The organism is Microbacterium sp. BR1 (assembly GCF_002812725.1).
GTDB lineage: Bacteria > Actinomycetota > Actinomycetes > Actinomycetales > Microbacteriaceae > Microbacterium.
Map to the genome: position 1 here is coordinate 199286 of NZ_NMUN01000002.1, position 19063 is coordinate 218348.

The following is a 19063-nucleotide window of genomic DNA, read 5'->3' on the forward strand; positions in this document are numbered from 1 at the left end:
GGTCCGCCCCCAGCACCTGGTCGCTCGGCCGAGCGACAAGCAGCCCGATCGACCGAGTCGAGAAGTAAGGACACCCCGTGGCACAAGACGTGCTCACCGACCTCACGAAGGTCCGCAACATCGGCATCATGGCCCACATCGATGCCGGCAAGACGACGACCACCGAGCGCATCCTGTTCTACACGGGCGTCAACCACAAGATCGGCGAGACGCACGACGGCGCCGCGACGACCGACTGGATGGAGCAGGAGCAAGAGCGTGGCATCACGATCACCTCCGCTGCCGTGACGTGCTTCTGGGAGAAGAACCAGATCAACATCATCGACACCCCCGGGCACGTCGACTTCACGGTCGAGGTGGAGCGTTCGCTCCGCGTGCTCGACGGTGCCGTCGCCGTCTTCGACGGCAAGGAGGGCGTCGAGCCCCAGTCCGAGACGGTGTGGCGTCAGGCCGACAAGTACGACGTTCCCCGCATCTGCTTCGTCAACAAGATGGACAAGCTGGGCGCGGACTTCTACTTCACGGTCGACACGATCATCAACCGTCTGAAGGCGAAGCCCCTCGTCATCCAGCTGCCAATCGGTGCCGAGAACGACTTCGTGGGCGTCATCGACCTCGTCTACATGCGCGCCCTGGTCTGGCCCGGCGATGCCAAGGGTGACGTGACCATGGGTGCCAAGTACGAGATCCAGGAGATCCCGGCCGACCTCGCAGACAAGGCCGCGGAGTACCGCGAGAAGCTGCTCGAGACCGTCGCCGAGTCCGACGAGGTTCTTCTGGAGAAGTACTTCGGTGGTGAGGAGCTCACGGTCGACGAGGTCAAGGGCGCCATCCGCAAGATGACGATCGCCTCCGAGGTCTACCCCGTGCTCTGCGGCTCGGCGTTCAAGAACCGCGGTGTGCAGCCGATGCTCGACGCGGTCGTGGACTACCTGCCCTCGCCCCTCGACGTCCCCGCCATCGAGGCGCGCGACCCGAAGGACGAAGAGAAGATCATCGAGCGTCACGCCGACAGCGAGGAGCCGTTCGCGGCCCTGGCGTTCAAGATCGTGACGCACCCGTTCTTCGGTCGCCTGACCTACATCCGCGTCTACTCGGGTCACCTCGACTCGGGTGCCCAGGTGGTCAACGCCACGAAGGGCAAGAAGGAGCGCATCGGGAAGATCTTCCAGATGCACGCCAACAAGGAGATGCCGGTCGACTCGGTCACCGCGGGTCACATCTACGCCGTCATCGGCCTCAAGGACACCACGACGGGCGACACGCTGTCGGATTCGCAGCACCAGGTCGTGCTCGAGTCGATGACGTTCCCCGAGCCGGTCATCGAGGTCGCGATCGAGCCGAAGACCAAGGCTGACCAGGAGAAGCTGGGCACCGCGATCCAGAAGCTCGCCGAAGAGGACCCGACGTTCCGCGTCGAGCAGAACGCCGAGACGGGCCAGACGGTCATCAAGGGCATGGGCGAGCTCCACCTCGACATCCTCGTCGACCGCATGAAGCGCGAGTTCAAGGTCGAGGCGAACGTCGGAAAGCCGCAGGTCGCGTACCGCGAGACGATCAAGAAGGCCGTCGAGCGTCACGATTACACGCACAAGAAGCAGACCGGTGGTTCGGGTCAGTTCGCCAAGATCCAGTTCGCGATCGAGCCGCTCGAGGTCACGGCCGAGACGACGTACGAGTTCGTGAACAAGGTCTCGGGTGGACGCATCCCGCGTGAGTACATCGCGCCGGTCGACCAGGGCTTCCAGGACGCCATGAACGTCGGCGTTCTCGCCGGCTACCCCATGGTGGGTGTCAAGGCGAGCCTGCTCGATGGTGCGTCACACGATGTCGACTCGTCGGAGATGGCGTTCAAGATCGCCGGCTCGATGGGCTTCAAGGAGGCCGTTCGCAAGGCGAACCCCGTCATCCTCGAACCGATCATGTCGGTCGAGGTGCGTACTCCCGAGGAGTACATGGGCGACGTCATCGGTGACCTCAACAGCCGCCGTGGACAGATCCAGTCGATGGAGGATGCCGCGGGCGTCAAGGTCGTGCGGGCGAACGTCCCGCTGTCCGAGATGTTCGGCTACATCGGTGACCTGCGCTCGAAGACTTCCGGTCGTGCCGTCTACTCCATGGAGTTCGACAGCTACGCCGAGGTACCGCGCGCGGTGGCCGACGAGATCGTCCAGAAGAACAAGGGCGAGTAGCTCGATTTCCGGCCCCTCGCCCGCCGGGGAATCGTCCTGAGCTTGTCGACGGGGCCGGTCCACAACTTCACACAGAATCACTTCAACTCTCTCTACTAAGCTGAGAACCAATCCCCGTAGAGAACCGGTCGCAATCCAGCGCCCGGAGGATCTACACGAATGTCCTAGGAGGACCCAGTGGCTAAGGCCAAGTTCGAGCGGACCAAGCCGCACGTGAACATCGGAACGATCGGTCACGTCGACCACGGCAAGACCACGCTCACCGCCGCAATCTCGAAGGTGCTCGCCGACAAGTACCCGTCGGCCACCAACGTGCAGCGTGACTTCGCGTCGATCGACTCCGCTCCCGAGGAGCGCCAGCGCGGCATCACGATCAACATCTCGCACGTCGAGTACGAGACCCCGAAGCGTCACTACGCGCACGTCGATGCACCGGGTCACGCCGACTACATCAAGAACATGATCACGGGTGCCGCCCAGATGGACGGCGCAATCCTCGTGGTCGCCGCGACCGACGGCCCGATGGCCCAGACGCGTGAGCACGTTCTGCTCGCCAAGCAGGTCGGCGTGCCGTACCTGATGGTCGCGCTCAACAAGTCGGACATGGTCGACGACGAAGAGATCCTGGAGCTCGTCGAGCTCGAGGTTCGCGAGCTGCTCTCGAGCCAGGACTTCGATGGCGACAACGCCCCGGTCGTTCGCGTCTCGGGCCTCAAGGCTCTCGAGGGCGACGAGAAGTGGGTCAACGCGATCGTCGAGCTCATGGAAGCCGTCGACGAGTCGATCCCCGACCCGGTGCGTGACAAGGACAAGCCGTTCCTCATGCCCGTCGAGGACGTCTTCACCATCACCGGCCGTGGCACCGTCGTGACGGGCCGCGCCGAGCGCGGTACCCTCGCGATCAACTCCGAGGTCGAGATCGTGGGTCTGCGCCCGACGCAGAAGACGATCGTCACCGGTATCGAGATGTTCCACAAGCAGCTCGACGAGGCCTGGGCCGGCGAGAACTGTGGTCTGCTCCTGCGCGGCACCAAGCGTGACGACGTCGAGCGCGGCCAGGTCATCGTGAAGCCGGGCTCGGTCACGCCCCACACCAACTTCGAGGGCACGGCGTACATCCTGTCCAAGGAGGAGGGTGGCCGTCACAACCCCTTCTACACGAACTACCGCCCGCAGTTCTACTTCCGCACCACCGACGTCACCGGCGTCATCTCGCTGCCCGAGGGCACCGAGATGGTCATGCCCGGTGACACCACCGACATGACGGTCGAGCTGATCCAGCCGATCGCCCTCGAGGATGGCCTCGGCTTCGCGATCCGTGAGGGTGGCCGCACCGTCGGCGCCGGAACGGTCACGAAGATCCTGAAGTAACACCTGCTTGCCAAGAAGTGCCCCTCGACCTCGGTCGGGGGGCACTTCTGCGTTTCGGCGGGCTGGATGTCGCGGCCGCGCCGGAGGAAGATGGATGACGGGTGCGCCCGCGTGGGCGCCAGAGGAGGACACCGTGGGCGTCGACGACATCGTCAATAAGGGCAAGCAGATGTTCGAGCAGAACCGCGACAAGATCGAACAGGCTCTCAAGAGCGAGAAGGCCGAGGACGTCAGCGACGAGTTCCTCGCGGGCGCCGCCGACGCGATCAAGAAGGTCGTTCCCGAAGAGCACCACGCGAAGGTCGACGAGACGCGCGACAACGTCGACAAGCACATCGGCAACCAGTAGCGCCGGCTCAGCCGTCTGGGGTGTCCCACTTCGCCCCGGAAATTTGTCGGGTTCGCGCGAGAGAGTGGGACGCGCCCCACACGCATGTCCCACTTTCCACCGTTACCCGGCGCGCTTACCGGCCCAAAGCGGGACACGGAGCCAACAAAGTGGGACATGGGTCGCGGAGTTCGGCGTGGTGGTCATGCGATCGGCCCGGCCATCTCCGCGCGACACGCCGTCGACGACACGCCCGAGTTTGCGACACGCCCGGGCGACACGTAGACTAGTCCAGTTCCACATTCCGGCGTGCCATATGGTGCGCGCAGGATCACTGCCAGGCAGTGCATAGTCCGCGCGGAAGCGCAGGACTAGGCCGCGGGCAGCAGAACAATCCACAGGCCCAGCCGCACATGCGCAGCCGCGAAAGCGGGATTCGCACGCGTGCGTGCGGGGCGGTGATCCGGATGCTCAGGCATCCGGTGTGACATCAGAACAGCGGTGCAGCAGAAAGTGCCAGAGGCGCGCAAGCGTCACATGCGTCCAATGCGTCCGGAGAGATCCGGGAACCGTACGACGCGATATAGAGAGTGAGCAGACAATGGCGGGACAAAAGATCCGCATTCGCCTGAAGTCGTATGACCACGAGGTCATCGACACGTCGGCGCGGAAGATCGTCGACACCGTGACCCGTGCGGGAGCAACCGTCGTGGGCCCCGTGCCCCTTCCGACGGAGAAGAACGTGATCGCAGTCATCCGTTCTCCCCACAAGTACAAGGACAGCCGCGAGCACTTCGAGATGCGCACCCACAAGCGTCTGATCGACATCATCGACCCGACGCCCAAGGCCGTCGACTCGCTGATGCGTCTCGACCTGCCGGCCGATGTCAACATCGAGATCAAGCTCTGAGGACGACATGGCTGACATCAACAACAAGATTTCGAAGGGACTGCTGGGCACCAAGCTCGGCATGACCCAGGTATGGAACGAGCAGGGCAAGCTCATCCCCGTCACGGTGATCGAGCTCGCACCCAACGTCGTCACCCAGATCCGCACGCCCGAGAAGGACGGTTACAACGCCGTCCAGATCGCGTACGGGCAGATCGACCCGCGCAAGGTGAACAAGCCCCAGACGGCTCACTTCGAGGCCGCGGGCGTCACTCCCCGTCGTCACCTCACCGAGATCCGCACCGCGGACGCCTCTGACTACTCACTCGGTCAGGAGCTCACCGCAGAGGGCACGTTCGAGGCCGGCCAGCTCGTCGACGTCGTCGGCACGAGCAAGGGCAAGGGCTTCGCCGGTGTCATGAAGCGTCACAACTTCAAGGGCGTCTCGGCATCGCACGGTTCGCACCGCAACCACCGCAAGCCCGGCTCGATCGGCGCCTCGTCGACCCCGAGCCGTGTCTTCAAGGGCATGCGCATGGCCGGCCGTATGGGCGGCGAGCGCGTGACCGTCATGAACCTCACGGTGCACGCCGTCGACGCCGAGAAGGGTCTGCTGCTCGTCAAGGGCGCCGTCCCCGGCGCGCGCGGCCGCATCGTCTACGTCCGCAACGCAGTGAAGGGGGCTTGAGCAGATGACTGACTCGACTCTCGCGCTCGACGTGCGGGGTACCGACGGCAAGAAGGCCGGTTCCGTGAACCTGCCCGCCGAGGTCTTCGACGTCAAGACGAACATTCCTCTCATCCACCAGGTCGTCGTCGCGCAGCGCGCGGCGGCTCGCCAGGGCACCCACTCGACCAAGCGTCGTGGCGAGGTCTCGGGCGCCGGCCGCAAGCCCTTCAAGCAGAAGGGCACGGGTAACGCCCGTCAGGGCTCGATCCGCGCGCCGCACATGACCGGTGGTGGCATCGTCCACGGGCCGAAGCCGCGCGACTACGCGCAGCGCACGCCCAAGAAGATGATCGCCGCAGCGCTCCGCGGAGCCCTCAGCGATCGTGCGCGCGGCAACCGCCTGCACGTCGTCGAGTCGCTCGGTGTCGCCGGCGCCCCGTCGACGAAGGCCGCGGCGACGTACCTCGCCACGGTCGCGCCGACCAAGAACGTCCTGGTCGTCATCGAGCGTGACGACGAGATCAGCATCAAGAGCATCCGCAACCTCGCGTATGTCCACGTGCTGACGTTCGACCAGCTCAACGCGTACGACGTGCTCGTCTCGGACGACATCGTCTTCACCAAGGCCGCCTTCGACGCGTTCGTCGCATCCAAGACGGTCTCCACCACGGAGGTCTCGGCATGAGCGCCCTGAACAGTGCCCTGAACAAGGACCCGCGCGACGTCATCCTGAAGCCGGTCGTCTCGGAGAAGAGCTACGGGCTCATCGACGAGGGCAAGTACACGTTCCTCGTGGACCCCCGCGCCGACAAGACCGAGATCAAGCTGGCCGTCGAGAAGATCTTCGGTGTGAAGGTCGCCTCGGTCAACACGATCAACCGCGTGGGCAAGGCCCGCCGCACCCGCTTCGGCACCGGCCGCCGCAAGGACACCAAGCGCGCCATCGTCACGCTGAAGTCGGGCACCATCGACATCTTCACGGCAGTCGGCTGACGGTCGGGATAGGGACGAGACACCATGGCAATTCGCAAGTACAAGCCCACGACCCCCGGTCGACGCGGCTCGTCGGTCTCCGACTTCGCCGAGATCACGCGCTCGACGCCGGAGAAGTCGCTGCTGCGCCCGCTCTCCAAGACGGGTGGCCGCAACAACCAGGGCCGCATCACCACGCGCCACATCGGTGGTGGACACAAGCGTCAGTACCGCGTCATCGACTTCCGTCGTCACGACAAGGACGGTATCGACGCGAAGGTCGCTCACATCGAGTACGACCCCAACCGCACGGCACGCATCGCGCTGCTGCACTACGCGGACGGCGAGAAGCGCTACATCATCGCTCCGAACAAGCTGTCGCAGGGTGACATCGTCGAGTCGGGTTCCGGCGCCGACATCAAGCCCGGCAACAACCTGCCGCTGCGTAACATCCCGACCGGTACGGTCATCCACGCCATCGAGCTCCGCCCCGGTGGCGGCGCGAAGATGGCCCGTTCGGCGGGCGTCTCCGTGCGTCTCGTGGCGAAGGATGGCCCGTACGCTCAGCTGCGTCTGCCCTCGGGCGAGATCCGCAACGTCGATGCGCGCTGCCGCGCGACGATCGGCGAGGTCGGCAACGCCGAGCAGTCGAACATCAACTGGGGCAAGGCCGGCCGCAACCGCTGGAAGGGCATCCGCCCGACCGTTCGTGGTGTCGCGATGAACCCCGTCGACCACCCGCACGGTGGTGGTGAGGGTAAGACGTCCGGTGGACGTCACCCGGTTTCGCCGTGGGGTCAGGCCGAAGGCCGCACCCGGCACGCCAACAAGGAGAGCGACAAGCTCATCGTCCGCCGCCGCACGGCCGGCAAGAAGCGCAAGTAGGTAGGAACAGAAGATGCCACGCAGTCTCAAGAAGGGCCCCTTCGTCGACGAGCACCTGCTTCGCAAGGTTGTCGTCCAGAACGATTCGGGTTCCAAGAACGTCATCAAGACCTGGTCACGCCGGTCGATGATCGTGCCGGCCATGCTCGGCCACACGATTGCCGTCCACGACGGTCGCAAGCACATCCCCGTGTTCGTGACCGAGACCATGGTCGGCCACAAGTTGGGCGAATTCGCCCCGACCCGCACCTTCCGCGGCCACGAGAAGGACGACAAGAAGGGCCGTCGCCGCTGAGGCGGCGACAGAGGAGAGAGAAATGGTGGAGTCCATCGCACGCGTGCGACACATCCGCGTGACCCCTCAGAAGGCTCGTCGTGTCATCGCACTCATCAAGGGGAAGCAGGCCGAAGAGGCCCTCGCGATCCTGAAGTTCGCGCCGCAGTCGGCGTCGGAGCCCGTATCGAAGCTCGTCGCCTCGGCGATGGCCAACGCGCGGGTCAAGGCGGACAAGGACGGCGAGTTCCTCGACGACCGCGACCTGTACGTCGCGAACGTCTACGTCGACGAGGGCACGACGCTCAAGCGTTTCCGCCCCCGCGCACAGGGCCGCGCATTCCAGATCAAGAAGCGCACGAGCCACATCACGGTCGTGCTCGCGACGCCCGTGGCCGCTGACGCCCCGGCGTCCGCCAAGACCAAGAAGGCGAGCAAGTAATGGGACAGAAAGTCAACCCGTACGGCTTCCGCCTCGGGATCACCACGGACCACGTGTCCCGTTGGTTCTCGGACTCGACCAAGGTCGGCCAGCGTTACGCCGACTACGTCGCCGAGGACATCCGGATCCGTAAGCTCCTGCAGGTCTCGCTCGACCGTGCCGGCGTCAGCCGCATCGAGATCGAGCGCACCCGCGACCGCGTCCGCGTCGACATCCACACCGCCCGCCCGGGCATCGTGATCGGTCGTCGTGGTGCTGAGGCCGAGCGCATCCGCACCGACCTCGAGAAGCTCACGGGCAAGCAGATCCAGCTGAACATCCTCGAGGTCAAGAACCCCGAGGCCGACGCTCAGCTGGTCGCCCAGGGCATCGCCGAGCAGCTCACGGGTCGTGTGGCGTTCCGCCGCGCGATGCGCAAGGGTCTCCAGGGCGCGCAGCGCGCCGGAGCCAAGGGCGTCCGTATCCAGGTCTCGGGTCGCCTCGGCGGCGCGGAGATGAGCCGTTCGGAGTTCTACCGCGAGGGTCGCGTACCCCTGCACACGCTCCGCGCCAACATCGACTACGGCTTCTACGAGGCCAAGACGACGTTCGGCCGCATCGGCGTGAAGGTCTGGATCTACAAGGGTGACCTCACCAACAAGGAGCTCGCTCGCGAGCAGGCCAACGCCCCCAAGGCGCCCCGTGGCCGCGATGACCGTGGTGGCGACCGTCGCCGTGGTCCGCGCAACGACGCCCCCGTCGCAGAAGGAGCGTCTGCCTGATGCTTATTCCCCGCAAGGTCAAGTACCGCAAGCAGCACCACCCCGGCCGTTCGGGTCAGGCCACCGGAGGCACCGAGGTTTCCTTCGGTGAGTTCGGCATCCAGGCCCTCACGCCCGCTTACGTGACGAACCGTCAGATCGAGTCCGCTCGTATCGCGATGACCCGTCACATCAAGCGTGGTGGAAAGGTCTGGATCAACATCTACCCGGACCGTCCGCTCACCAAGAAGCCGGCCGAAACCCGAATGGGTTCCGGTAAGGGTTCGCCGGAGTGGTGGGTTGCCAACGTCAAGCCGGGTCGCGTCCTCTTCGAGGTCGCCGGCGTCAGCGAGGAGCTCGCCCGCGAGGCACTGACCCGTGCCATCCACAAGCTGCCCCTGAAGGCACGCATCATCAAGCGCGAGGAAGGCGACGCGTAATGGCTATCGGTACCAAGGAGCTCAGCCCGTCTGAGCTCGACACGATGGAAGACCACCGCCTCGTCGAGGAGCTGCGCAAGGCCAAGGAAGAGCTGTTCAACCTGCGCTTCCAGTCGGCCACCGGCCAGCTCGAGAGCCACGGCCGCATCCGCGCCGTCAAGCGCGACATCGCGCGGCTCTACACCGTCATCCGTGAGCGCGAGCTCGGCATCCGTGCCACGCCCGCACCCGCTGAGGTAGCGACGAAGGCCAAGAAGACGAAGGCGAAGAAGACCGAGGATGCCTCGGCCGGCGCCGAAGGAGAGGCTGAGTAATGGCCACCGAGAAGGCAACTGAGACCAAGGCTGCCAAGCCTGCCGCCAAGAAGGCACCCGCCAAGGCCGCCGCACCGAAGGCCGCTCAGGCCGAGGTCGTGGAGCCCGCGGCTGCCGTCCAGGCATCGGGACACGAGTCGTCCGCACACGACGTGCGCGACGCCGCGGCCCGTGGTTACCGCAAGTCGCGTCGTGGCTACGTCACGAGCGACCGCATGGACAAGACGATCGTCGTCGAGGTCGAAGACCGCGTGAAGCACCCGCTTTACGGCAAGGTCATCCGCCGCACGTCGAAGGTCAAGGTCCACGACGAGGCGAACTCCGCCGGAATCGGCGACCTGGTCGTCATCAACGAGACCCGCCCGCTCAGCGCCACCAAGCGCTGGCGCCTGGTCGAGATCCTCGAGAAGGCCAAGTAGGCCCTCGGCCCACTTGGAACCCAAGGAGTAAGAAGTGATTCAGCAGGAATCCCGCGTCAAGGTCGCCGATAACACCGGTGCCAAGGAGCTGCTCACGATCCGTGTGCTCGGTGGCTCGAAGCGCCGCTATGCGGGCCTCGGCGACACGATCGTGGCGACCGTCAAGGACGCCATCCCCGGCGGAAACGTCAAGAAGGGCGATGTCGTCAAGGCGGTCATCGTCCGTACCGTCAAGGAGACCCGTCGTCCCGACGGTTCCTACATCAAGTTCGACGAGAACGCCGCCGTCATCCTGAAGGCAGACGGGGAGCCCCGCGGCACCCGCATCTTCGGACCGGTCGGCCGCGAGCTTCGTGACCGCAAGTTCATGAAGATCGTCTCGCTCGCACCGGAGGTGATCTGATCATGGCCAACATCAAAAAGGGTGATCTCGTACAGGTCATCACGGGCGCCAAGCCCGAGCGTGGCGGAGACCGCGGTAAGCAGGGCAAGGTCCTCGAGGTGCTGACCGAGCGCAATCGTGTGATCGTGGAGGGCGTCAACTACGTCACCAAGCACACGCGCGTCGGCCAGACCCAGCGCGGCACCAAGACCGGTGGTCTCGAGACCCTCGAAGCCCCCATCCACATCTCCAACGTCGCCCTCGTCGACCCCGAGACGAAGAAGCCGACCCGCGTCGGTCACCGCGTCGAGGAGCGGACGAAGGATGGCGTGAAGCGCACCGTGCGCGTCCGCTACGCGAAGAAGTCAGGTAAGGACCTCTGATGAGCACCACCACTGCCGCGCCCGCTGGCAAAATCCAGCCGCGCCTGAAGCAGAAGTACCAGGCCGAGATCAAGAAGGCTCTTCAGGAAGAGTTCGGGTACGCCAACGTCAACCAGATCCCCGGTCTGGTCAAGGTTGTCGTGAACACCGGTGTCGGCGAAGCCGCGCGTGACAGCAAGGTGATGGACGGTGCGGTCGACGACCTCACCCGCATCACCGGCCAGAAGCCGCTCGTGACGAAGGCCCGCAAGTCGATCGCCCAGTTCAAGCTGCGCGAGGGTCAGCCCATCGGCGCCCACGTCACGCTGCGTGGCGACCGTGCCTGGGAGTTCGTCGACCGTCTCGTGACGCTCGCCCTGCCCCGTATCCGCGACTTCCGCGGTCTGTCGTCCAAGCAGTTCGACGGCAACGGCAACTACACCTTCGGTCTTCAGGAACAGTCCGTGTTCCACGAGATCGACCAGGACCGGATCGACCGCGTCCGTGGTTTCGACATCACCGTCGTCACCACGGCGAAGTCGGATGACGAGGGTCGTGCACTTCTGCGTCACCTCGGCTTCCCGTTCCGCGCCGAGGCGTAAGACTCCATAACACCACCACAGGTCGTCTGCCTTGCACAGGCATCCGAAACCTGGTGAACGAAGGAAACAAACACATGACAATGACAGACCCGGTCGCAGACATGCTGACCCGGCTGCGCAACGCGAACTCGGCGCACCACGATTCCGTGAGCCTGCCGAGCTCCAAGCTCAAGTCGCACATCGCCGAGATCCTCAAGCGTGAGGGTTACATCGCCGAGTGGGAGATCGAGGACGCCCGCGTGGGCCAGACGCTCACCATGACGCTGAAGTACGGCCCGAACCGCGAGCGCTCCATTGCGGGCATCAAGCGCGTTTCGAAGCCCGGTCTGCGCGTTTACGCGAAGTCCAGCGAGATCCCCCGCGTTCTCGGTGGCCTCGGCGTTGCCATCCTGTCCACCTCCTCCGGTCTTCTCACCGACCGTCAGGCAGAGCAGAAGGGCGTGGGTGGGGAAGTCCTCGCCTACGTTTGGTGATCCTCGATGTCACGTATTGGAAGACTGCCCATCGACATCCCCACGGACGTCACCGTCACGGTGACCGGTCGGGACGTTTCGGTCAAGGGACCCAAGGGTGAGCTCGGCCTGACGATCGCTCGTCCGATCGAGGTCGTCGTCGAAGAGAACCAGGTCGTCGTGTCGCGTCCGGACGACGAGCGGGAATCGCGTTCGCTGCACGGACTCACGCGCACCCTCATCGCCAACAACATCGTCGGCGTCACCACGGGCTACACCAAGGGCCTCGAGGTCGTCGGCACGGGTTACCGCGTCGCACAGAAGGGCGGCTCGGTCGAGTTCGCCCTCGGCTTCTCGCACCCCGTCCTGGTCGAGCCCCCCGCGGGCATCACGTTCACGGTCGAGGGCAACAACAAGGTCACCGTGAGCGGCATCGACAAGCAGGCCGTCGGCGAAGCCGCGGCCAACATCCGCAAGATTCGCAAGCCCGAGCCCTACAAGGGCAAGGGTGTGCGCTACGCCGGCGAGGTCGTGCGTCGCAAGGCCGGAAAGAGTGGTAAGTAACCATGGCTCTTAAGTCGAAGTCAGACGCTCGTTCGCGTCGCCATGCCCGCCTTCGTAAGAAGGTCGTCGGCACCGAGCTGCGCCCGCGTCTCGTCGTGACCCGCTCCGCACGCCACGTGTTCGTCCAGGTCGTCGATGACGCCAAGGGCCACACCGTCGCGTCGGCATCCACCCTCGAAGCGGACCTGCGTTCGTTCGACGGTGACAAGACCGCCAAGGCGCGCAAGGTCGGCGAACTCGTCGCCGAGCGTGCGAAGGCTGCCGGCATCGAGGATGTCGTGTTCGACCGTGGCGGCAACCGCTACGCCGGCCGCGTCGCTGCGATCGCCGACGGCGCCCGCGAAGGGGGACTGAACCTGTGAGTGACAACAAGGAGACCGAAGTGGCAGCGACTGCCGAGCAGGCCGCGCCCGAGGCGACGGCTGCTGCAACCGAGGCGCCGGCCGAGCGTGAGCGCGAGCCGCGTCGCGGTGGCCGCGAGCGCAACGCCAACCAGCGTGACCGCGGTTCGCGTGATGCCGACAAGAGCCAGTTCCTGGAGCGCGTCGTCACCATCAACCGCGTGTCGAAGGTCGTCAAGGGTGGTCGTCGCTTCAGCTTCACCGCTCTCGTGATCGTCGGAGACGGCAACGGACTCGTCGGCGTTGGATACGGCAAGGCGCGCGAGGTGCCGCTGGCCATCTCCAAGGGTGTCGAAGAGGCGAAGCGGAACTTCTTCCGCGTTCCCCGCGTCGACAAGACGATCCCGCACCCCGTGCAGGGTGAGGCAGCAGCGGGCGTCGTCCTGCTCCGCCCCGCCGCCGCCGGTACCGGTGTTATCGCGGGCGGTCCCGTCCGCGCCGTACTCGAGTGCGCCGGCATCCACGATGTCCTGTCGAAGTCGCTCGGCTCGTCGAACACGATCAACATCGTGCACGCGACGGTCGCCGCGCTGAAGCAGCTCGAGGAGCCGCGCGCCGTCGCCGCACGTCGTGGCCTGGACTTCGATCAGGTCGCCCCCGCGCGCCTGGTTCGTGCCGAGGCCGACGCCGCTGCGGCAGCAAAGGCAGGTGCATGATGGCTGCACGACTGAAGGTCACGCAGATCAAGTCCAAGGTGAGTGAGAAGCAGTACCAGCGCGACACGCTGCGTAGCCTCGGCCTCAAGCGGATCGGCGACTCGGTCGTCCGTCCCGACGACGCCCAGAACCGTGGTTATGTCAACACGGTTGCTCACCTCGTGAAGGTTGAGGAGATCGACTAATGGCTGACAAGGACAACACGGCCGAGGCCGCAGAGCCCCAGAAGGCTGCGGCCGCCAAGAAGGCGCCCGCCGCCAAGGCTGCACCGAAGGCTGCCAAGGCTCCGGCCGAGAAGCCTGCTGCTGAGAAGGCGCCCGCAAAGGCTCCGGCCAAGGCATCCGCTGCCAAGGCTTCGGCTTCCGCCGACGCCCCGAAGGCTGCGACGGCCAAGGCCCCCGCGAAGAAGACGCCCGTCCAGGACGACGCTCCGGCGTCGCGCCCCGGCGTGTTGAAGGTCCACCACCTTCGTCCCGTCCCGGGAGCCAACAAGCCGAAGACCCGTGTGGGTCGCGGTGAAGGCTCGAAGGGCAAGACGGCCGGTCGTGGCACGAAGGGCACCAAGGCCCGCAACACCGTGCGCGTCGGCTTCGAGGGTGGGCAGATGCCTCTGCACATGCGTACCCCGAAGCTGCGCGGGTTCAAGAACCCGTTCCGCGTCGAGTACCAGGTCGTCAACCTGGAGAAGCTCGCGGAGCTCTACCCGAAGGGTGGCGACGTCACCGTCGCCGACCTCGTGGCCAAGGGCGCCGTTCGCAAGAACGAGAAGGTCAAGGTGCTGGGTGACGGCGACATCGGCGTCAAGCTCACCGTGACCGTCGACAAGGTCTCCGGCTCGGCCGAGCAGAAGATCGTCGCGGCCGGCGGTAGCGTCAAGTAGTTCGGACGAACTGTTCTCAAACAGGGGGTCGGAGGCATCCTCCGGCCCCCTGTTTCCGTTCCCGGGACACATCACTCGTCGTAGCGGATCTCGGGCATGGGCCGCTCGCGGTGACAGCCTGGGCTAACCTAATGTTTGGCCCGCCCGCGGGCATCTCCCTTCCCTTCAGGAGGATCCTTCTTGTTCAGCGCTATCGCGCGCATCTTCCGGACACCCGACCTGCGCCGGAAGATCGCCTTCACCTTGGGCATCATCGTGCTCTATCGGCTGGGTGCTCATGTGCCGACGCCGTTCGTCGACTTCGCGAACGTGCAGTCCTGCATCGGGCAGAACCAGGGCATGGAGGGCCTCCTCTCCCTCGTCAACCTGTTCTCGGGCGGCGCCCTGCTGCAGTTGTCGATCTTCGCGCTGGGCGTCATGCCCTACATCACCGCGACGATCATCACGCAGCTGCTGCGCGTCGTCATCCCGCACTTCGAGACCCTCTACAAAGAGGGCCAGGCCGGACAGGCGCGTCTGACGCAGTACACGCGCTACCTGACCATCGCGCTCGCGCTGCTGCAGTCGACGACGCTCGTCACGGTTGCGCGCAGCGGCCAGCTCTTCGGCAACACGGGTGTTGCCGCCTGTGACAACCTGCTGACGAACGTCGCGTGGTGGGCCCAGCTGCTCATGATCATCACGATGACCGCCGGTACCGGCCTGATCATGTGGTTCGCCGAGCTCGTCACCGAGCGCGGTGTGGGCAATGGCATGTCCCTCCTGATCTTCACCTCGATCGCCGCGACGTTCCCTGCCGCCATGTGGTCGATCTGGCAGGCACGTGGCTTCGAGACCTTCCTTCTCGTTCTCGCTGTCGGCATCGTGGTGGTAGCGCTGGTGGTGTTCGTCGAACAGTCGCAGCGGCGTATCCCGGTGCAGTATGCGAAGCGGATGGTGGGGCGTCGAACGTACGGCGGCACCAACACCTACATCCCGATCAAGGTCAACATGGCCGGTGTGGTGCCGGTCATCTTCGCCTCGTCGCTGCTGTACATCCCGGCGCTGCTCGCGCAGTTCAACCAGCCGGCCGCAGGTCAAGAGCCCGCGGCCTGGGTCGTCTGGATCTCGCAGAACCTCACCACGGGGGACCACCCGCTCTACATGGCGGTGTACTTCTTCCTGATCATCGGCTTCACGTACTTCTACGTCGCCATCACGTTCAACCCCGTCGAGGTCGCCGACAACATGAAGCGCTACGGCGGCTTCATCCCCGGCATCCGCGCGGGTCGGCCGACGGCCGAGTATCTGGACTACGTCCTCACCCGCATCACGCTTCCCGGCTCGATCTACCTCGGTCTGATCGCGCTGCTCCCGCTCATCGCGCTAGCCACGGTCGGCGCAAACCAGAACTTCCCGTTCGGCGGCGCATCGATCCTGATCATCGTCGGGGTCGGTCTCGAGACGGTGAAGCAGATCGACGCGCAGCTGCAGCAGCGCCACTACGAAGGGCTGCTCCGATGACCACCACCCGCCTGCTGATCGTCGGACCGCAGGGATCCGGCAAGGGTACGCAGGGCGTCCGGATCGCGGAGGCCTACGACATCCCCGTCGTGTCGACGGGAGACGTCTTCCGGGCGAACATCAAGGACGGTACGGAGCTCGGTCAGCGTGTGCAGCAGATCGTGGAACAGGGTCGCCTCGTTCCCGACGAGTTGACGAGCGAGATCGTGCGCGATCGCCTGGCGCAGCCCGATGCGGCGGCCGGATTCCTGTTGGACGGCTATCCGCGAAACCTCGGCCAGGTCGCGCATCTCGACGACTTCCTCGCCAGCCGCGACGAGTCCCTCGACGCCGTGATCGAACTGCGCGTTCCGCGGACCGAGAGCATCGCGCGTCTCGGACTGCGCGCCGCGCAGGAGGGTCGTTCGGATGACACCGACGACGTCATCGCGCACCGCCTCGACATCTACGAGAACGAAACGGCACCGATCCTCGACGTTTACGGCGAGCGGGGCATCGTCGCGACGATCGACGGTGTCGGAACGCTCGACGAGATCACCGGCCGCATCTTCGCCGCGCTCGAGGCCCGCGGGCTCGTTCGCCGCAACGCCTGACGTGTCGCTGCGGCGCTCGATCTACAAGACCCCCGCGCAGTTGCGGGCGATGGTGCAACCCGGGCTCATCACGGCGCGTGCCCTGGACGCCGTGCGCGAGCTCGTCGTCCCCGGGGTGACGACGCTCGAACTGGATGCGGAGGCATCCCGCGTCATCACGGCGGCCGGCGCGAAGTCGAACTTCCAGATGGTGCGCGGCTACCGGCACACGATCTGCACGTCGGTCAACGGGCAGGTCGTGCACGGTATCCCGGGCGATCGCGTTGTGGAGGCCGGAGACATCTTGTCGGTGGATGCGGGCGCCGAATACCAGGGATGGAACGGCGATTCCGCGTTCACGATCGTTCTGCCCGATCCCTCACGCCCCGAGCTCGTCGCCGCACGTGAGGAGCTCTCTCGGGTGACCGAGGGGTCGCTCTGGGCGGGGATCGCCGCCCTCGCGTCGGCACGGCATGTGAACGAGGTCGGAGCCGCGATTCAGGACTACGTGGATGCGCAGGGGGATTACGGCATCCTCGCCGACTACGTCGGGCACGGCATCGGGCGGAAGATGCACGAGTCGCCGTCGGTTTTCAACTACCGCGTGAGCGACGCAGGCCCCGCGGTTCGACCGGGTCTGGTGCTCGCGATCGAGCCCATGGTGGTCGCGGGTTCGCCCGAGACGCTCGTCGAGGACGACGACTGGACGGTGTCGACGGTTGACGGTTCAGCCGGCTCACACTGGGAACATAGCGTCGCCGTGCATGATGGGGGCATCTGGGTGCTGACGGCACCCGACGGCGGGGCCGCGGGCCTGGCCGCGTTCGGGATCGAACCTCGGCCGATCGGCTGAGGCGGAAGTAGGAGCACGCAATGATGGCCACTGCTGGCAAGCGCACGAACTGGTTCGCGATCTGGGTGAGCGTCGCCGTGGTCGCGGTCGTCGTGGTGGCGGGTGTCGCCGTCGTTCTCATCAACAACGCGGCGTCGGACCCCGGCCCGGCGCCCGAGGCCGCCATCGTCAACACCGAGACCGGTGCGATCTCGGTCGGGGACGGTCCGGACGTCGTCGCGACCTACATCGACTTCATGTGCCCGATCTGCAAGCAGTTCGAGGGGGTCTACGGCGAGACGCTCAACAAGCTCGTCGCCGACGGGTCGATCACGCTCGAGTACCACCCCGTCGCGATCCTGGACAGCAGGTCGCAGGGCACCGCGTTCTCGACGCGCGCGGCGAACGCGCTGTACTGCGTCGCGGTCACGACGCCCCAGGCGGTCACGCCGTTCGTCACCGCCATGTACGCGAAACAGCCCGCCGAGGGCACGCCGGGACTCACGGACGACGAGATCATCTCGATTGCGACGGATGCCGGGGCGGGGGACATCGCGTCGTGCGTCACCGACCGCACCTACGGTGGCTTCGTCACGACGCAGACGAAGACGATCCCCCGGAACTCCCAGGGCCAAGCCGGCACCCCCACCGCCACATTCAACGGCGAGCGGATCGATCTGACCGGTGATCCGCAGGTTGATATCGTCAACCGCCTGCGCTGACGGCTGCGGCGTCCGTGCCCGGTTCGCCGGAGGCGTAGCGCAGCGTGCCGCAAGCATTTGCCTCGGGCATCCGTCTCGGATACCATAGATCCTTGGTGCCTTGCGCCGTCTATCGGCGTGTCTCACGACCTCGCTCTCGGGCGAGTCGTCGCACCGAAATCCCACCCACCGCAGACCGACCGGTCTGCCCAGCGTTAGCGAGTGTATGGCCAAGAAAGACGGTGTCATCGAGATCGAGGGCGTGATCTCCGAGGCGCTTCCCAACGCGATGTTCCGCGTTGAGCTGAGCAACGGACACAAGGTCCTGGCCACGATCTCGGGCAAGATGCGGCAGAACTACATCCGCATCATTCCCGAAGACCGCGTCGTCGTGGAGCTGAGCCCCTACGACCTCACGCGCGGTCGCATCGTCTACCGCTATCGCTAGACCGGTCGAGAAGTAACGGCCTGTTTCGGCAGGCTCAGCAACCGTGCTGAGCCGGTCGCAGGTACGAAGACAGCGAACAGGAAACATCATGAAGGTCAACCCCAGCGTCAAGCCCATTTGCGATCACTGCAAGATCATCCGCCGTCACGGCGTGGTCATGGTGATCTGCAAGAGCAACCCGCGCCACAAGCAGCGCCAGGGCTGAGACGCTCCCGCTCTTTCTGCAAGAACAGCAACACAGCACACAACTGAACACATACGGCAGTTTCAGAACCCCGTCCCGAGAAGTCAGGGCGGGGGGACACCCCGGGCGGAGGCCCGGGCACCGATTCTGCTCCACACCTCCACACACCTCCTAGGAGAGCCGCATGGCACGTCTTGCTGGCGTCGACATCCCGCGCGATAAGCGCGTGGTCATCGCCCTGACCTACATCTACGGCATCGGCCGTACCCGTTCCGTCGAGATCCTGAACGCCCTCGAGATCGACCCCGACGTCCGCGTCAAGGACCTCGCGGACGAACAGCTCGTTCAGCTGCGTGACCACATCGAGGCCACGTACAAGGTTGAGGGTGACCTTCGCCGCGAGGTCGCCTCCGACATCCGCCGCAAGGTCGAGATCGGGTCCTATCAGGGGATCCGCCACCGTCGTGGCCTGCCCGTCCACGGACAGCGCACCAAGACGAACGCCCGTACGCGCAAGGGCCCCAAGCGCACCGTCGCCGGCAAGAAGAAGGCGGGCCGTAAGTAGTCCTCGCGGGCTCAGGCACCGGC

Annotated in this window: 30 protein-coding genes; all 30 read left to right on the top strand. The window is 65.5% G+C overall.

From position 1 onward, the window contains the following. The first annotated feature begins 77 nt into the window (after positions 1-77). The 30 genes from fusA (at position 78) to rpsM (ending at position 19040) form a co-directional block, all read left to right on the top strand. Entirely contained in the window at positions 78-2192 is a 2115-nt protein-coding gene (fusA, locus tag CGU35_RS01570; RefSeq protein WP_100809898.1) for an elongation factor G, read from the top strand. A 177-nt stretch (positions 2193-2369) separates the two neighbouring features. Further along, positions 2370-3563, top strand: coding sequence for an elongation factor Tu (gene tuf, locus CGU35_RS01575; protein ID WP_100809899.1), 1194 nt, complete (start codon positions 2370-2372; stop codon positions 3561-3563). A 94-nt stretch (positions 3564-3657) separates the two neighbouring features. Next, entirely contained in the window at positions 3658-3912 is a 255-nt protein-coding gene (locus CGU35_RS01580; RefSeq protein WP_308455405.1) for a hypothetical protein, read from the top strand. Between the two features lie 580 nt (positions 3913-4492). Beyond that, on the top strand, positions 4493-4801 hold the full coding sequence (rpsJ, locus tag CGU35_RS01585; protein WP_092547990.1) for a 30S ribosomal protein S10: 309 nt from the start codon (positions 4493-4495) through the stop codon (positions 4799-4801). Positions 4802-4808: 7 nt separating this feature from the next. Then, complete coding sequence (gene rplC, locus CGU35_RS01590; protein WP_100809900.1) at positions 4809-5468, top strand: 50S ribosomal protein L3; 660 nt, start codon at positions 4809-4811, stop codon at positions 5466-5468. A 4-nt stretch (positions 5469-5472) separates the two neighbouring features. After that, the gene (gene rplD, locus CGU35_RS01595; protein WP_100809901.1) at positions 5473-6135 is read left to right on the top strand and encodes a 50S ribosomal protein L4; all 663 of its coding nucleotides are present in this window, start codon (positions 5473-5475) and stop codon (positions 6133-6135) included. Next, entirely contained in the window at positions 6132-6443 is a 312-nt protein-coding gene (rplW, locus tag CGU35_RS01600; RefSeq protein ID WP_100809902.1) for a 50S ribosomal protein L23, read from the top strand. The genes rplD and rplW overlap by 4 nt, the downstream gene beginning before the upstream one ends. 24 nt (positions 6444-6467) lie before the next feature. Next, positions 6468-7307: a 50S ribosomal protein L2 gene (gene rplB, locus CGU35_RS01605; protein ID WP_036299955.1), complete on the top strand. Its 840-nt coding sequence runs from the start codon at positions 6468-6470 to the stop codon at positions 7305-7307. Between the two features lie 13 nt (positions 7308-7320). After that, complete coding sequence (rpsS, locus tag CGU35_RS01610) at positions 7321-7602, top strand: 30S ribosomal protein S19 (RefSeq protein ID WP_100809903.1); 282 nt, start codon at positions 7321-7323, stop codon at positions 7600-7602. 22 nt (positions 7603-7624) lie between these two features. Beyond that, a complete protein-coding gene (rplV, locus tag CGU35_RS01615) occupies positions 7625-8023 on the top strand; it encodes a 50S ribosomal protein L22 (RefSeq protein ID WP_036299959.1) in 399 nt (132 codons plus the stop codon). After that, positions 8023-8784 (top strand): 30S ribosomal protein S3, encoded by a 762-nt coding sequence (gene rpsC / locus CGU35_RS01620; RefSeq protein ID WP_036299961.1) that lies wholly within the window; start codon positions 8023-8025, stop codon positions 8782-8784. The genes rplV and rpsC overlap by 1 nt, the downstream gene beginning before the upstream one ends. Further along, positions 8784-9203, top strand: coding sequence for a 50S ribosomal protein L16 (gene rplP / locus CGU35_RS01625; RefSeq protein WP_100809904.1), 420 nt, complete (start codon positions 8784-8786; stop codon positions 9201-9203). Before rpsC ends, rplP begins: the two co-directional genes overlap by 1 nt. Further along, positions 9203-9517, top strand: coding sequence for a 50S ribosomal protein L29 (gene rpmC, locus CGU35_RS01630; protein ID WP_100809905.1), 315 nt, complete (start codon positions 9203-9205; stop codon positions 9515-9517). Before rplP ends, rpmC begins: the two co-directional genes overlap by 1 nt. A 152-nt stretch (positions 9518-9669) precedes the next feature. Beyond that, the gene (gene rpsQ / locus CGU35_RS01635; RefSeq protein ID WP_036300008.1) at positions 9670-9936 is read left to right on the top strand and encodes a 30S ribosomal protein S17; all 267 of its coding nucleotides are present in this window, start codon (positions 9670-9672) and stop codon (positions 9934-9936) included. 34 nt (positions 9937-9970) lie between these two features. Then, positions 9971-10339 (top strand): 50S ribosomal protein L14, encoded by a 369-nt coding sequence (gene rplN, locus CGU35_RS01640; protein WP_036299968.1) that lies wholly within the window; start codon positions 9971-9973, stop codon positions 10337-10339. A gap of 2 nt (positions 10340-10341) precedes the next feature. Next, positions 10342-10701 (top strand): 50S ribosomal protein L24, encoded by a 360-nt coding sequence (gene rplX / locus CGU35_RS01645; protein ID WP_100809906.1) that lies wholly within the window; start codon positions 10342-10344, stop codon positions 10699-10701. Continuing rightward, positions 10701-11282 carry a 50S ribosomal protein L5 gene (gene rplE, locus CGU35_RS01650; protein WP_036299972.1) on the top strand — a complete coding sequence of 194 codons (582 nt, stop codon included), beginning with the start codon at positions 10701-10703 and terminating at the stop codon, positions 11280-11282. Before rplX ends, rplE begins: the two co-directional genes overlap by 1 nt. Positions 11283-11356: 74 nt before the next feature. Then, positions 11357-11755, top strand: a complete 399-nt coding sequence (rpsH, locus tag CGU35_RS01655; RefSeq protein WP_036299974.1) for a 30S ribosomal protein S8 — start codon at positions 11357-11359, stop codon at positions 11753-11755. 6 nt (positions 11756-11761) lie between these two features. After that, positions 11762-12298 (top strand): 50S ribosomal protein L6, encoded by a 537-nt coding sequence (gene rplF / locus CGU35_RS01660; protein ID WP_036299975.1) that lies wholly within the window; start codon positions 11762-11764, stop codon positions 12296-12298. A gap of 2 nt (positions 12299-12300) precedes the next feature. Further along, positions 12301-12660, top strand: coding sequence for a 50S ribosomal protein L18 (gene rplR, locus CGU35_RS01665; RefSeq protein ID WP_036299976.1), 360 nt, complete (start codon positions 12301-12303; stop codon positions 12658-12660). Then, positions 12657-13355, top strand: coding sequence for a 30S ribosomal protein S5 (rpsE, locus tag CGU35_RS01670; RefSeq protein WP_374935791.1), 699 nt, complete (start codon positions 12657-12659; stop codon positions 13353-13355). Before rplR ends, rpsE begins: the two co-directional genes overlap by 4 nt. Further along, positions 13355-13540 carry a 50S ribosomal protein L30 gene (rpmD, locus tag CGU35_RS01675; RefSeq protein WP_036299980.1) on the top strand — a complete coding sequence of 62 codons (186 nt, stop codon included), beginning with the start codon at positions 13355-13357 and terminating at the stop codon, positions 13538-13540. Before rpsE ends, rpmD begins: the two co-directional genes overlap by 1 nt. Then, positions 13540-14235 carry a 50S ribosomal protein L15 gene (gene rplO, locus CGU35_RS18495; protein ID WP_100809908.1) on the top strand — a complete coding sequence of 232 codons (696 nt, stop codon included), beginning with the start codon at positions 13540-13542 and terminating at the stop codon, positions 14233-14235. Before rpmD ends, rplO begins: the two co-directional genes overlap by 1 nt. A gap of 180 nt (positions 14236-14415) precedes the next feature. Next, a complete protein-coding gene (secY, locus tag CGU35_RS01685; protein ID WP_100809909.1) occupies positions 14416-15738 on the top strand; it encodes a preprotein translocase subunit SecY in 1323 nt (440 codons plus the stop codon). Then, positions 15735-16331 (top strand): adenylate kinase, encoded by a 597-nt coding sequence (locus tag CGU35_RS01690; RefSeq protein WP_100809910.1) that lies wholly within the window; start codon positions 15735-15737, stop codon positions 16329-16331. The genes secY and CGU35_RS01690 overlap by 4 nt, the downstream gene beginning before the upstream one ends. Position 16332: 1 nt before the next feature. After that, positions 16333-17163, top strand: a complete 831-nt coding sequence (map, locus tag CGU35_RS01695) for a type I methionyl aminopeptidase (protein ID WP_100809911.1) — start codon at positions 16333-16335, stop codon at positions 17161-17163. 20 nt (positions 17164-17183) lie between these two features. After that, a complete protein-coding gene (locus tag CGU35_RS01700) occupies positions 17184-17864 on the top strand; it encodes a DsbA family protein (RefSeq protein WP_232711104.1) in 681 nt (226 codons plus the stop codon). A 205-nt stretch (positions 17865-18069) separates the two neighbouring features. After that, positions 18070-18291 carry a translation initiation factor IF-1 gene (gene infA, locus CGU35_RS01705; protein WP_017201569.1) on the top strand — a complete coding sequence of 74 codons (222 nt, stop codon included), beginning with the start codon at positions 18070-18072 and terminating at the stop codon, positions 18289-18291. 88 nt (positions 18292-18379) lie between these two features. Then, the gene (gene rpmJ, locus CGU35_RS01710; protein ID WP_036299987.1) at positions 18380-18496 is read left to right on the top strand and encodes a 50S ribosomal protein L36; all 117 of its coding nucleotides are present in this window, start codon (positions 18380-18382) and stop codon (positions 18494-18496) included. 163 nt (positions 18497-18659) lie between these two features. Next, positions 18660-19040: a 30S ribosomal protein S13 gene (gene rpsM / locus CGU35_RS01715; protein ID WP_100809912.1), complete on the top strand. Its 381-nt coding sequence runs from the start codon at positions 18660-18662 to the stop codon at positions 19038-19040. Positions 19041-19063: the final 23 nt, after the last annotated feature.